Genomic DNA, 12,370 nt, shown 5'->3' with positions numbered 1-12,370 from the left:
CTCCGAAAGGATTGTCAAGAGGGTTTTTGAAATTAAATAATCAATAAAAACGGCATTTTGTGCGCAATACTATATAATAGGAGTGACCGGCGGTCATTTTTATAACAGGTACAAAAATGACAAAAAATGTCCATTTTCATGTATTGAAAATCATCATATTAAACATTTTTGTAAAAATAGTCATAGTATGCAAAAGATGATTTTGCGTACTTTTGCTTTAAATATCAATATCTAGTCTGCTTTGGCACGCGCCTTGCCATGGAAGGGGCAGTCGTAACGCATTTTCCAAGGAGGAGTAACCTATGCTGTCCAGACTGTCCATGAAGGCCGTGCCGTGGCCGGGCGTGATTGCCGCTGCCGCCTTTGCTCTTTTGGCCCCGACCTCGGCCATTGCCGGGGATGTGGAATTCCTGACCCAGTCCAATGCCAATGTGCTGTGGACCCTGATTGCCGCGATTCTCGTCATGTTCATGCAGGCCGGATTCGGCTGCGTGGAGGCCGGATTCACCCGGGCCAAGAGCGCGGGCAACATCATGATGAAGAACTTCCTGGATTTCTCGGTGGGGTCCGTGGTGTTCTTCGTGTTCGGATTCACCCTGATGTTCGGGGCCGACGTGTCCGGGCTGTTCGGTTCGTCCGGGTTCGGGCTGTCCGGCGTGGCCGAGTCCGATCTGATGTGGACCTATGCGTTTTGGTTCTTCCAGTCCGTGTTCGCGGCCACTGCAGCGACCATCGTGTCCGGCGGCATGGCCGAACGCACGAAGTTTTCCAGCTACGTGATCGTGTCCATCGTCATCACCGGGCTGATATATCCGGTCTCGGGGCACTGGGCCTGGGGCAGCCTGTGGCTCGGCGAAGCGGGCGCTGGCTGGCTGGAAAAGCTCGGGTTCTGCGATTTTGCGGGCTCCAGCGTGGTGCATTCCGTGGGCGGCTGGGTCGCTCTGGCCGGAGCCATGGTGCTTGGTCCGCGCATCGGCAAGTACACTGCCGAGGGCGAATCCCGGGCCATCATGGGCCATAACATACCACTGGCCGGGCTGGGCGTGTTCATCCTGTGGTTCGGCTGGTTCGGGTTCAATCCCGGGTCCACCACCACGGCAGACGACACCATCGGCATGATCGCCATGAATACGTCGCTGGCCGCTGCCGCGGGCGTGCTCGGCTCCATGGCCCTGTCCTGGCTGCGCTATGGCAAGCCCGACATTTCCATGACCATGAACGGCGCATTGGCCGGGCTGGTGGGCATCACCGCCGGATGTGCCACTGTCGGACCGGTCTCGTCCCTGTGCATCGGGCTGATCGCAGGGCTGCTTGTGGTCCTGTCCATCGAATTCGTGGACAAGGGACTCAGAATCGATGATCCGGTGGGCGCGGTCTCCGTGCATGGCGTGTGCGGCGCATGGGGCACCATTGCCTGCGGCCTGTTCAACTCGGATGGCGGCCTGTTTTTTGGCGGCGGTTTTGGTCAGCTCGGCGTGCAGTTGCTGGGCGCGGGAACGTTCTTTGTCTGGGCGTTCGGCGCGGGATTCGTGCTCATGAGCGCGGTCAAGGCCGTGACCGGATTGCGCGTGAGCAAGGACGAGGAGCTCAAGGGGCTGGACATCGCGGAACACGGTTCCGAGTCCTACAGCGGGTTCCAGCTCTTCAGCAACGAATAGCCGAACAACAAGGAGAATAAGCCATGAAGCTCATCATAGCCTATGTCAGGCCGGAAAAGCTCAACGATGTGAAGCAGGCCCTGTATGCCCGGGAGGTCTACTCCCTGTCCGTGACCAACGTGCTCGGCTCGGGCCGCCAGAAGGGATTCACCGAAACCTACCGCGGCGTGATCCGCGAGGTGAATCTGCTCAAGAAGGTCCGTCTGGAGATCGGCGTGAACGACGATTTTCTGGATACCACACTTGAGGCCATCAAGACGGCCGGACATACCGGCAACGAGGGTGACGGCGTGATCTTCGTTCTGGAACTGGCCATGGCCCAGCGCATCCGCACGGGCGAGGACGGCATTTTGTAAATCTCCTCCACACCCCCATCCTCAAGGTTTCGGGGGGCATCCGCAAAGGCCCCCCGGAACCGGCTTCATTTTTTGACCGATGGCCGATCCCTCGCGCGGGCATGATCCATGCTTCGTGCGTCTGCATTTTTTCGGGCGGAAGGGAACGTCCTGTCGGGATATTGCCAAAAGGTGCATCCCGGGCTAATGTCCGCCAATGCGTTCTTCTGCCTTCCTTTTCGGGTTGATCCTTCTGTTTTCGATCATGTTTTGTGCGCCTCGGGCAGAGGCGGACGTGTTGCGCGTGGTCATGGACAGGGAACCTGCGGAGCAGGGACAGATGGATGCCGGGCCGCTTTACAGCACGGCGCGGACCATCGTGTTCGAAGTCTGTCGCAGGCTCGGGCTGACCCCCCGGATACACAACGTGCCCTGGGCTCGGGCGCTGGACGACGTCTATCACGGCGAGGCCGACATGATCTGCGGACTGTTCCGAAATCCGGAGCGGGAAGCGTATCTGGTGTTTTGCGATTACCCCATGTTGTGGGAGAGAACCGTTGTGGTGGCCCGTGCCGGGAAAGCGGTTTCCCTGGATTCCGTTGCCGACTTGCGGCATTTCGTTGTCGGGGTTGTGCGCGGCTATGACTACGGGGAGCGTTTCAACAGGATTGCCGGATTGACGCTGGAATCGGCCAATGACAACCAGTTGCTGCTTCGCAAGCTGCTTGCCGGGCGATGCGAGGTGATCATGGGCAATTGGGACGTGATCATGGATCAGGCAATTCGGCTGGGTGTGGCCAAGGACATTGAAGTTGTCCTCGAGGTGGAAAGGGCGCCTTTGTTTCTGGCCTTTTCACGCAAGCTCGGGGATCGGGCCGAAGCGCTGGCTTCGGAGTTCGATCGCGTTCTGCGGGAGATGGAGCAGGACGGAACCCTTGTCCGCCTCAGAGGGGTTTGGGGATTGGAGTAGGGGAAACGGAATTTCGGCCCGGGATCGCAAGGTCCCGGGCCTTTTTTTTTCATCAAATGGCGCGAGCCGCAAGGGCCAGCCCATGCCCGGCCGAGCCTGTGGAACAGGCCCGGAATTCGGAAAAGCCGGTTCTGGACAGGGCATTTTCCAGTGTGTCCCGCGACAGGAAATGTGTTGCGTACCCGGAAAGTCTGGTCACCAGTTGCAGGGTGGCCTTGTACTGGTCGATGCCGGGGCTGTCCGGATCGTAATGGTGGGAAACAAACCATCCGCCCGGCACGAGGCTGTTGCGGATCATCGTGAGGATGTCCACCAGATTGTCTTCGAAGCCGTAGAGAATGTCGGAAGCCAGAATCAGGTCGTAGGCCCCGTTCGGCAGGGAGTCCGTGCGCAGATCGCAGGCAAGGGTGGTTATCCTGTCGCCGTACCCTGCCTGATTGCATGCGGTCTGCACTGCCGGAGTCACGGAGGGCAGGTCGGCGATGGTTCCACGCAGGGAAGGGTTCCGGTCGATGAGATGCATGGTGTATCTGCCATGATTCCCGCCGATGTCGCACATGGTGCGCATGTCTGCAAATCCCGGCAGCTCCGAGGCAAAGGCGACCGTATCCTGAAGCGAACCGAGCAGGGCGTGCCGGGCCATGCCTTCAAGGGTTTCCGGGCTGGCCCATGTGGCGTCGGCAGTTTCCCGGGCATCGGCCTGTCCGCGCAGCAGGCTGTCCATGTTGGCGCTCACGTACTGATTGAATGTTTCGTGCACGTTCAGCGCATGTCCCTGAAAAAAAGGGGAATCCGACACAAGAAATTCGCTGGACATCGGGGTGTTGGCCCAGCCCTCGGAAGTCCGGGTGGTCAGGCCGCGCGACCGAAGCAGTTCGAGCAGTGCGTTCAGGGCCTCGGGAACGAGGTCGAGTCTGGCTGCGAGAGCTTCCGGGCTGTGCGTGGTTTCCAGCGCGTCGAACAGGCCCATGCGAACGGACTGGAGCAGGGCCTGAGTGACGACGCCCTCCATGGCCAGGGATTCTATGGGGGTGAAGTCATTGATCGGTCGGGAATGGTTCATGTTGCCTCCTTGTGTTTGGGTGCTGAACACATTGGGTGGAATTTCTATTTCATGTAGGCGTCCATCCATCTGTCCATGTGTCGGCATATTCTTTCGAATAGACAGTATTCATCCCCGTTCAGGGCGGCGATGAATTCCATGAACTCCCGGTCGTGCTCCATGTGGAAGCGGCTGTGCCCCTGATCCGCAAGCCGGCCGGATTCGGTGAGGCTGATCAGGCTTCTGGAGCGGTTCTTCGGATCGGGTTCCCTGTGTATCAGGGCCTTTGCGTCGAGGCGGGCCAGCAGTTGGGACATGGCTCCCTTGGTGACTCCGGCATGTTTCGCCAGTTCGGTCACTCCGGCCTGTCCGAGGCTCGCGATTGCGGAGATGCAATGGATTTCGGCTGGATGCAGCTTTTCCCCCGTGCCGAAATCGTACGCTGTCTTGTTGATGCGCTCGTATTTGGCAAAGGCTCTGGACAAGGCCGAAAGAGCCGGTCGCATTGATTCGTAGTCTCGCATGGTGGAAGTGTATAGCAGCTAAACTGTTTGCGTCAAGCAGAATTCCGGATCAAGGGCAGGGAGCTGTGGGAACGTGTCGGACAATCGTCGGGAGACTGTGCTACAGCCCGTATTCACCTCGAATGAGCACCACGGAGATGCGGCCTGCGGGCCAGCATTTTTCCGTGATCATCCATGTGTTGCAGATGCGGTCCGGGCTTTTGCAATCCATGCACTTGCCGGTCTTCACGCACGGGGTGCGAATCTCGTGACGTTTGGCATTGAGCGGGGCAGCGATTTCCCTGATGCGGGCCGTGGCCTGCTCAAGGTCCTCCACGATCTTGTTCGTGCCGATGGTCAGGACCACATGGCGCGGCCCCCAGACAATGCCGCCCACGCGGTTGCCCACCATGTCCAGATTCACGAGCTGCCCCCTGGCGGTCAGGGCGTTGGTGCCCGTGAAGAAGAGATCGGCCAGCACTGCCCGGCGACGGCGTTCCAGAATCTCCGCCCTGTCCACACCCGGCTCGAAGGTGTCGAGAAACTCCCACCCGTCCCGGTGGCGCATGTCGTCCAGCACTCCGGTGGCCTGCAATGTCATGGAATCGCCGTAGGACACGAGTCCCGGCGTGATTCCCGGCAGGATGTCATCCAGAATGATCTGCCGGGCCTGCCCCGGATCATCGGCAATGAACACGTTGAAATGGTTTTTTTTCAGGGAATCGACTGTCCGGTCGAAAAGGGAGGAGGACATGATGGCTCCATTGGAAAAAGGGAAAGGGGACTGCTACCCGGCCAACCACTTCACCCACAGCTTGCGGCTTCTCGGGCCGTTGAACTCGCAGAAGTGGACTTTCTGCCATGTGCCGAGCTGGAGGTCGCCATTCTCCACGATGACGATGACTTGATGGGCGCGTCGGAACTGCCCTCGGCGTGACGGAAATCGCCACGATACGGGACCAGCTTGCTCTTGTTGACCGTGATGTCACGCATAACGTCCTGGTCCGCGCCTTCGTTGACGGCAAGCATTGAAATACCTCAAGCGGAATCATTGCACAATGCCGCCAGATTTTTGGCTGCAACTCGAAAAGGAGTGAAGCAAGGTTCTTTTCTGTTCGTGAAATGTTTCGCCCTTCTTTCTCTCCAGTCTCCATGCAAAGTGTTCGCTCAATTCGCCAGCCCCCTTGCAGGAAAATAAAGTTCATTCAGATGGCGCAATCTGCATGGGAGATGGCGTCATCCGCGATTGATGAGGCGTGAATTGCTGATACCCTTCCGGGTATGGAAAACATCACCCAAGGAGAAACGAAAATGGGAAGATCGAGCAACAAGGTGGCACTGGTAACAGGGGCATCTTCGGGCATGGGCAGGGACATTGCGAAAAAGTTGCTGAAGGATGGCGCAACGGTATATGTTGTGGCTCGGCGCGTGGAGCAGATGCATGACCTGGAAAGCCTTGGCGCGAAAGCGCTGAAGATGGATATCACGAAGGAAGAAGATATCCTTGCGGTTGTCCGGAAGATCGGGAAGGACCATGGCGGCGTGGATATCCTCGTAAATTCCGCGGGGTTTGGCATGTATGGCGCAATGGAGGAAACGACCATCGACGACGCCCGCTACCAATTCGAGGTCAATCTGTTCGGTCTGGCGCGGCTGACGCAGCTTGTGCTGCCTGCCATGCGCGAGAAGCGGTCCGGCAAGATCATCAACATTTCATCTGTTGGCGGCAAAGTGCATACCCCGCTCGGAAGCTGGTATCACGCCACCAAGTACGCGCTGGAGGGGTGGTCGGACAGCTTGCGGATTGAAGTGGAGCAATTCGGAATCGATGTTGTCATCATCGAACCGGGCGCCATCAAGAGCGAATTTGCCGACGTCATGACCGGCCCCATGGTAAAACGCTCCGGCAAGGGACCATACCGCAAGATGGTTGAAGGCCTGATCGCCGCCACCAGGGAAGCAGAGGCCAAAGGCAGGATGTCTGCCCCTGGCGTGATTACCAACCTTGTCATGAAAGCTGTCCATGCCCGCCGTCCAAAAACTCGTTATTCCGGCGGGTACTATGCATGCACGCTGCTGTTCATGCGCAAATGGCTCGGCGACCGCCTCTTTGACAAGGCCGTCATGTCCATCGTGAAGGCAAACTAAAGGGATGATCCAGTGAAACAGGCAACCCGCTTCCGCATCCATGAAGGCTGGAAGCTCCTGATGATCGACATGGGATTGAACCCCGCCGAGGTGCTGACGTTGGCGGGGCTTCCCGCGGACCTGTTCTCTCGCGGAGAGATCCTTCTTGGCACAGAAGACTATTTCGCACTCTGGTCCGGGTTGGAAAAAACAGCTGGGAAAAGTGCGCTGCCACTGCTGATCGCGGAAAAACTCAGCACGGAGCTTTTCAATCCGCCGATGTTCGCCGCGCTATGCAGCCCGAACTTCAACGTCGCCATGCAGCGTCTCAGCCAATTCAAACGTCTTGTCGGCCCGCTGAATCTGACCGTTGCCATTACGCCGGAACGGACAATGCTCTCCGTGGACTGTGTCGGCTACAATCCGGTTTTGCCACAGTCCATCGGAATTACGGAGCTTGTCATCATGACGTGGCTCATCCGCAAGGCCACGCGGCACGCCATCATTCCCCACAGCGTCATCTTCGGGCATGAGCCTGACAATATCGCAGCATACGAGGAGTTCTTCCAGATCAGCGTGGACGTGGACGAATTCTACAGCATATCTTTCGCCGCCGAAGACGCAACACGTCCGTTTCTTACGGAAAACGTCGAGATGTGGAATTTCTTCGAACCCAGGCTCAAGCAGCGGCTTTCCGACCTTGACAGCGAAGCCCCCACGTCCCAGAGAGTCAAAAGCGCATTGCTGGAGATGCTCCCGCGGGGCCAGTCCTCAATTGAGGACGCGGCGGAAGTTCTTGCCACGAGCAAGCGCACGCTTCAGCGCAAGCTCGGCAGCGAAGGGGTCAGCTATCAGAAGCTCCTCTCGCTTACCCGAAAGGAACTTGCGTTTCACTACCTCGCCAACTCAAGCCTCCCTGCAAGTGAAATCTCGTTCCTGCTCGGTTTTCAGGATACAAATTCCTTTGCGCGCGCATTCAGCTCATGGACCGGAATAACCCCGAAAACGTACCGTCAGTCCGTGGTGCAGTAATCCGTCCCCGGTGAAACTTCAGAGTCTCCACAGGTGTCTTTCATGAATCAGAGACAGAATCCGGCACCCCCATGGCAAACGGCATGAAAGTGGCTGAATCCGATTACTTGCTTGGAAGCCACTTCACCCACAGCTTGCGGCTTCTCGGGCCGTCGAATTCGCAGAAATAGATTTTTTGCCACGTGCCGAGCTGGAGGTCGCCATTCTCCACGATGACGAGCTGGTCGCAGCCGAACATGGATGACTTGATGTGTGCATCGGAGTTGCCCTCGGCGTGGCGGTAGTCGCCTCGATAGGGGACCAGCTTGCGCATGTTGACCGTGATGTCGCGCACAACGTCCGGGTCCGCGCCTTCATTGATGGTCACTGCGCCCGTGGTGTGCGGGCAGTACAGCAGCACGGCCCCGGTCTGCCAGTTGTTGCGGCGCACGAGCTGGCGTACCTGCGAGGTCACGTTCACCATTTCCTCGCGCTCATGGGTGCGAACTTCCAATGTTTCCATGGCAACCTCCTATTTCCGGAACATGTGCTGAAAATTCGTGTCGTACAGCAGGGATTTTGCCGAGGATGCGTCGGATTTGCCCTGCCCCGGGAGGATCAGAAACACGGTCTGGCGGGTGAAGTTGTTTTCCCGGGCCGTGCTTGCCAGATCGGCCAGCACGGTTTCCCGTATCTGCTGGTCGGGCCAGCCCACGCGGTAGGCCGCCACGACAAGGGTGTCCGGTTCGTATGCTCCGGCCAGAAGTTCGCGCTGCACTCCCTCGGGATCGCCTGCGGAAAGATACACGCACATGGCCGAGCCGTGCGCGGCGAGTTTGGCCAACTGTTCGCGCTCCGGCACCGGGGTCCGGCCTTCCAGCCGGGTGAAGATCAGGGTCTGCGTGACCTCGGGCACGGTGTAGGAACGGCAGGCCGCAGCAGCCGAGGCAAATCCCGCAGTCACACCCGGCACCACCTCATAGGCCACGCCGTCGCGATTCAGCAACGCCATCTGTTCGCGGATCGCGCCATACAGGGCCGGGTCTCCGGTATGCACGCGTACGGCCAGCCCGCCGTTTTGCACGCAGGTCATGAGTTCGGCATGGGTCTGCTCCAGATCAAGGGGCGCGGAATCCACGACGCGCGCGTCCTTCCGGGCACATGCCACCACTTCGCCCGGCACGAGCGATCCGGCGTACAGCACCAGATCGGCGCGTTCCACGAGTTTGCGGCCCTTGACCGTGATCAGGTCGGGATCGCCCGGCCCTGCGCCGATGAAATACACGGGATGCCCATGCGCGGACATTACAGGACCCGCTCCAGATAGTCGGGATTCTCGCGCAGCCCGGCCACGGCAATGCGTGCGCATGCCTCGGCATCCGATGCCGCGTTGTGGTGATCCAGACCGATGCCCAGATGGTCGCACACGCACGGCAGCTTGTTGGACGACAGGTCCCAGGTGGCGCGGGAAAGCTGCACCGTGCACATGAAGGGCTGAACCGGAGCGGACACTTCGGCCATGTCGCAGCATGCGTTGAGCACGGAGCGGTCGAAGGGCGCATTGTGTGCGGCCAGAAACTGCGCGCCGTCGAGCATGGCCGAGAATTCGGGCCACAGGTCCGCAAAGACCGGTTCATGCTCCACGTCCTTCCAGGTGATGCCGTGCACCCGGACGCAGAACGGATTGAATCGGCTTCTGGGCGGACGGATCAGTCGATAGTCGCGGGCCGCGATCCTGCCTCGTTCCACCCGGACCAGACCAAGGGCGCATGCGCTGTCCCGTTTGGGATCGGCGGTCTCGAAATCCAGAGCCACGAAACAGACGTCGTCAAGATTCATGCAGGGCATGGTACTCCATTGAAGTCAGTGAGATAATCGAAAAAGCAGGTTGCTAGAAGCCTTGTTCCAGAGGCGGCCACACCAGAGCCGGGGCCGCGGGGGCCACATCCGCCTGAGGCTGGGCCGCGAGCGGTTTGCCGGAAACGCGCAGCCGGACATGGCGGCCTTCCCTGACCAGCCTGTCCTCGGCCAGCCATTGGATGGCCTGGGGGAAAATGCGGTGTTCCAGCTTGAGGATGCGTGGTCCGAGATGCCCGCCGTCTTCGCCAGCGCTGCACGGCACGGCCGCCTGAATCACGATGGGACCGTTGTCCATGGTTTCGTCCACGAAATGTACGGTGCAGCCGGAAATCTTCACGCCATAGTCCGCCGCATCACTCTGGCCGTGCACACCCGGAAAGCTGGGCAGCAGCGCGGGATGGATGTTCAGCACGCGGTGGTCGAACCGCTGGAGAAAGCCGGGCGTGACAATGCGCATGAATCCGGCCATGACAATGGCTCCGGTGCGGTCCACGCCTGCCGCTTCAATGACGTCGCCCATGGCCTGATCAAACTCCTCGCGGGAGCCGAAGTCCGTGTGCAGCAGTACCTTGTAGGGGATGCCGTGCTTTTTGGCCCGCTCAATGCCATAGGCACCGGGCTTGTTGGAGACCACAAGTTTTATCTCGGCGTCGAGTTCACCGGCTTCGATCCTGTCGATGATGGATTGCAGATTGGAGCCGCTCCCGGAAACCAGAACGGCGATGGGCAGTGTCATTGGCGCTCCTTCGGACCCGATTCGGCCCCATTTGCTTGTCGTCGGTGTCGGCGGCGTGGATGCCGCGTTCGGCCCGCAACGACTAGTTGACTCATTCCCCGAGGATTTTCAAGTGTGGAGCACATCCTGTTCGTGCATGGAAAGCAGACATATGCGGCAGGCAATATTTTTTGTTCGTTTCCGGCTTGCAAAGTCCGAAAGGGTGGGATAGCGTTTTCATACACCTGCGGATCAAAGCTCGTTTTTTTGTCAGCAGGTCAATGAAATGATTTAATTTTCCCCTGGCGGTTGAGGGCGGCGGGGACATACGGCGCAAGAAGCTCGCCGTGCGCATTGCGCAAGAAGGCGGGCCACACGTTCGATCTGAATCCCATCCTGAAACACTCGCGAAACCGCCTGTTTCCATTCCTGCTCCAATGCACTCTGAGGCTCCTGCTCAGCCGTTCCCCCCGCCGCCGGACCCGGGAAATTCTCCCGGAGTCCAGCCTGCCGCCGCTTTCGTCCATATAATGAGATGCGCCTTCCGTTTTCAGGAATGAACTCTTTTCCGGCAACGCTCCCTGTTCGGTTTTTCCGTTGCCCGTTTCACGGCTCCGAAAACCAGCAGGCGGACGCAGAACCGTTCCGCACCGGAGAGCATGGCTTCCGCGCATGTCAGCAAATCGTCGCGCGCCCGGTTGCGGGCCGTCGTGCTATCCAGTCCCGTTCTTCTGTGGGCAACCGTCCTGACCCGCAGGGCTTTTTCCACCATGGCCGGGTTCATGGCCGCCTCCTTGCACCAAAGGTTGATTCCGCACCTGTTCCCACGTAGATTGCTGCATGATCCGGACCATGTCGGTTCGGCTTCAAACCGTGGAGGAAATCATGTCCGCAACCAGAGAAACAACCGCAAGTCGCGGGGCTGTTGCCCGGCGTTTTCTCTATGCCGTGGTGGCGCTGATCTTTTTCGAAGTGGTCACGCTCATGATCCAGTTGGCCGTGGTCTTTCAGCACGGCTATCTGCTTGTGGCCGGAAAGCGCAGTGAACCGTTGCGCCTCTTCTGCAACCGTCTGGCCCGGTACGGGTATCGCATCATGCGCTACGCCACGCTGAACGAGAACATCAGACCGTTTCCCTTTGGCGAGTTCCCCATGGACAAGGATTGCGAGCCACCGGCGCGTCAGGTATTGTTTCGCTAATCATGAAGAACAGCTATCGCTTTTTCTGCAACACGGATTGCGAGTACTTTCCGTGTCACAAGACCGCACGGCCCGAGGAATTCAACTGCCTGTTCTGCTTCTGTCCGCTGTATTTCCTCGAGGAATGCGGGGGGAACCATTCCCGGACAGAGCAGGGCGTAAAGGACTGCACCAACTGCCTGATTCCGCACACGCCCAAGGGGTACGACTATATCCTGAAGAAGCTCAGGGAGCGCTTCGAACTCATCAGGGCCGGCAAAGGGTAGGTGGCGGAGCTGGGCGGCAGATGAGCCAGCCTGCCGCCGGGCCTATACATATAGTATAGGGGCGCATTCCGGTCGGAGTGGGGTGAAATGCGGATTCTCCAATGACTCCGCAAAATCTTTCATCATAAAAACGCTGCAATTTCAACATGTTGACTTTTTAGCTGCATTTTTTTGCAAAAAGCGCTTGACCGGGGGAGGTGTTTTCTCTAGAACTCCTCTTCGCCGCACGGGGAAACGCAACGGCGCTTCAGCAACCCGGGCGGCTTGATCTTTCTCATTGATATGGACTGGTTGGCATCGCAGTCGACTTTGAAAAAAGTTGAAAAAAGATGTTGACTGGGGCAAACGAAAGACATAGGTTCTCCCACCCGGCCATGGTCGGGCAACACTGGGAAGCGGCTGAAAAAAAGTTGCAGAAAGGTGTTGACGGGGTTCACTGAGTGGACTAAGTTCCCACTTCCGGCTTCGGTCGGGTCGACAACGGATCGACTTGAAAAAGTTGAAAAAAGTTGTTGACAGGGGCGAACGAAAGACTTAGTTTGCCTTCCCCGCAAGTGAGCGGGGAGTTCCTTGAAAGATAAGGACCACTTCGGTCTTTGACAATTAAATAGCGAGTTGGGCGAAATTAAGATCGCAAATCACAGCCCGTTTAATACGAGTATGTTGACTAAGTGATCAATTCA

15 protein-coding genes and 1 pseudogene are annotated in these 12,370 nt (G+C 58.4%); 7 read left to right on the top strand and 9 right to left on the bottom strand.

Annotation, left to right across the window (positions count from 1 at the left end):
* The first annotated feature begins 302 nt into the window (after window positions 1–302).
* From MPN23_RS10910 to MPN23_RS10900, 3 genes are all read left to right on the top strand, one after another.
* Window positions 303–1,658 carry an ammonium transporter gene (locus MPN23_RS10910; RefSeq protein ID WP_243544225.1) on the top strand — a complete coding sequence of 452 codons (1,356 nt, stop codon included), beginning with the start codon at window positions 303–305 and terminating at the stop codon, window positions 1,656–1,658.
* Window positions 1,659–1,681: 23 nt separating this feature from the next.
* Window positions 1,682–2,014, top strand: a complete 333-nt coding sequence (locus MPN23_RS10905) for a P-II family nitrogen regulator (protein WP_243544224.1) — start codon at window positions 1,682–1,684, stop codon at window positions 2,012–2,014.
* A gap of 274 nt (window positions 2,015–2,288) precedes the next feature.
* Complete coding sequence (locus tag MPN23_RS10900) at window positions 2,289–2,963, top strand: substrate-binding periplasmic protein (protein ID WP_243544223.1); 675 nt, start codon at window positions 2,289–2,291, stop codon at window positions 2,961–2,963.
* A gap of 52 nt (window positions 2,964–3,015) precedes the next feature.
* Here MPN23_RS10900 and MPN23_RS10895 read toward each other — a convergent pair whose 3' ends face one another.
* From MPN23_RS10895 to MPN23_RS10880, 4 genes and pseudogenes are all read right to left on the bottom strand, one after another.
* The gene (locus tag MPN23_RS10895) at window positions 3,016–4,026 is read right to left on the bottom strand and encodes a methyltransferase (protein ID WP_243544222.1); all 1,011 of its coding nucleotides are present in this window, start codon (window positions 4,024–4,026) and stop codon (window positions 3,016–3,018) included.
* Between the two features lie 44 nt (window positions 4,027–4,070).
* Window positions 4,071–4,511, bottom strand: a complete 441-nt coding sequence (locus MPN23_RS10890) for a MarR family winged helix-turn-helix transcriptional regulator (RefSeq protein WP_243544221.1) — start codon at window positions 4,509–4,511, stop codon at window positions 4,071–4,073.
* A 118-nt stretch (window positions 4,512–4,629) separates the two neighbouring features.
* A complete protein-coding gene (locus MPN23_RS10885) occupies window positions 4,630–5,262 on the bottom strand; it encodes a lactate utilization protein (protein ID WP_243544220.1) in 633 nt (210 codons plus the stop codon).
* Between the two features lie 33 nt (window positions 5,263–5,295).
* A pseudogene (locus MPN23_RS10880) lies at window positions 5,296–5,534 on the bottom strand (YjbQ family protein); the annotation flags it as partial.
* Between the two features lie 255 nt (window positions 5,535–5,789).
* On the opposite strand from MPN23_RS10880, the gene MPN23_RS10875 reads away from it, so the two are divergent.
* Complete coding sequence (locus MPN23_RS10875) at window positions 5,790–6,656, top strand: oxidoreductase (RefSeq protein ID WP_243544219.1); 867 nt, start codon at window positions 5,790–5,792, stop codon at window positions 6,654–6,656.
* A gap of 60 nt (window positions 6,657–6,716) precedes the next feature.
* Window positions 6,717–7,667: an AraC family transcriptional regulator gene (locus MPN23_RS10870; protein WP_243544218.1), complete on the top strand. Its 951-nt coding sequence runs from the start codon at window positions 6,717–6,719 to the stop codon at window positions 7,665–7,667.
* Between the two features lie 103 nt (window positions 7,668–7,770).
* Here the strand turns inward: MPN23_RS10870 and MPN23_RS10865 are convergent, their stop codons facing one another.
* From MPN23_RS10865 to MPN23_RS10845, 5 genes are all read right to left on the bottom strand, one after another.
* The gene (locus tag MPN23_RS10865) at window positions 7,771–8,169 is read right to left on the bottom strand and encodes a secondary thiamine-phosphate synthase enzyme YjbQ (protein WP_243544217.1); all 399 of its coding nucleotides are present in this window, start codon (window positions 8,167–8,169) and stop codon (window positions 7,771–7,773) included.
* Window positions 8,170–8,178: 9 nt separating this feature from the next.
* Window positions 8,179–8,952, bottom strand: a complete 774-nt coding sequence (cobM, locus tag MPN23_RS10860) for a precorrin-4 C(11)-methyltransferase (protein WP_243544216.1) — start codon at window positions 8,950–8,952, stop codon at window positions 8,179–8,181.
* Entirely contained in the window at window positions 8,952–9,485 is a 534-nt protein-coding gene (locus MPN23_RS10855) for a 3'-5' exonuclease (RefSeq protein ID WP_243544215.1), read from the bottom strand. The genes cobM and MPN23_RS10855 overlap by 1 nt, the downstream gene beginning before the upstream one ends.
* A 52-nt stretch (window positions 9,486–9,537) precedes the next feature.
* The gene (gene purN / locus MPN23_RS10850) at window positions 9,538–10,242 is read right to left on the bottom strand and encodes a phosphoribosylglycinamide formyltransferase (protein ID WP_243544214.1); all 705 of its coding nucleotides are present in this window, start codon (window positions 10,240–10,242) and stop codon (window positions 9,538–9,540) included.
* Window positions 10,243–10,771: 529 nt separating this feature from the next.
* Window positions 10,772–11,005 carry a hypothetical protein gene (locus MPN23_RS10845; RefSeq protein ID WP_243544213.1) on the bottom strand — a complete coding sequence of 78 codons (234 nt, stop codon included), beginning with the start codon at window positions 11,003–11,005 and terminating at the stop codon, window positions 10,772–10,774.
* A gap of 101 nt (window positions 11,006–11,106) precedes the next feature.
* Between MPN23_RS10845 and MPN23_RS10840 the strand changes: the two genes are divergently transcribed.
* Window positions 11,107–11,421 carry a DUF4389 domain-containing protein gene (locus MPN23_RS10840; protein WP_243544212.1) on the top strand — a complete coding sequence of 105 codons (315 nt, stop codon included), beginning with the start codon at window positions 11,107–11,109 and terminating at the stop codon, window positions 11,419–11,421.
* Window positions 11,422–11,423: 2 nt separating this feature from the next.
* Window positions 11,424–11,687 (top strand): cysteine-rich small domain-containing protein, encoded by a 264-nt coding sequence (locus MPN23_RS10835; protein WP_243544211.1) that lies wholly within the window; start codon window positions 11,424–11,426, stop codon window positions 11,685–11,687.
* Window positions 11,688–12,370 lie beyond the last annotated feature (683 nt).

This window comes from Pseudodesulfovibrio tunisiensis (assembly GCF_022809775.1).
In the GTDB taxonomy this organism is placed as follows: domain Bacteria; phylum Desulfobacterota; class Desulfovibrionia; order Desulfovibrionales; family Desulfovibrionaceae; genus Pseudodesulfovibrio; species Pseudodesulfovibrio tunisiensis.
Note: the sequence above shows the minus strand (reverse complement) of the source record. Positions and strands in the feature narration are given on the sequence as shown.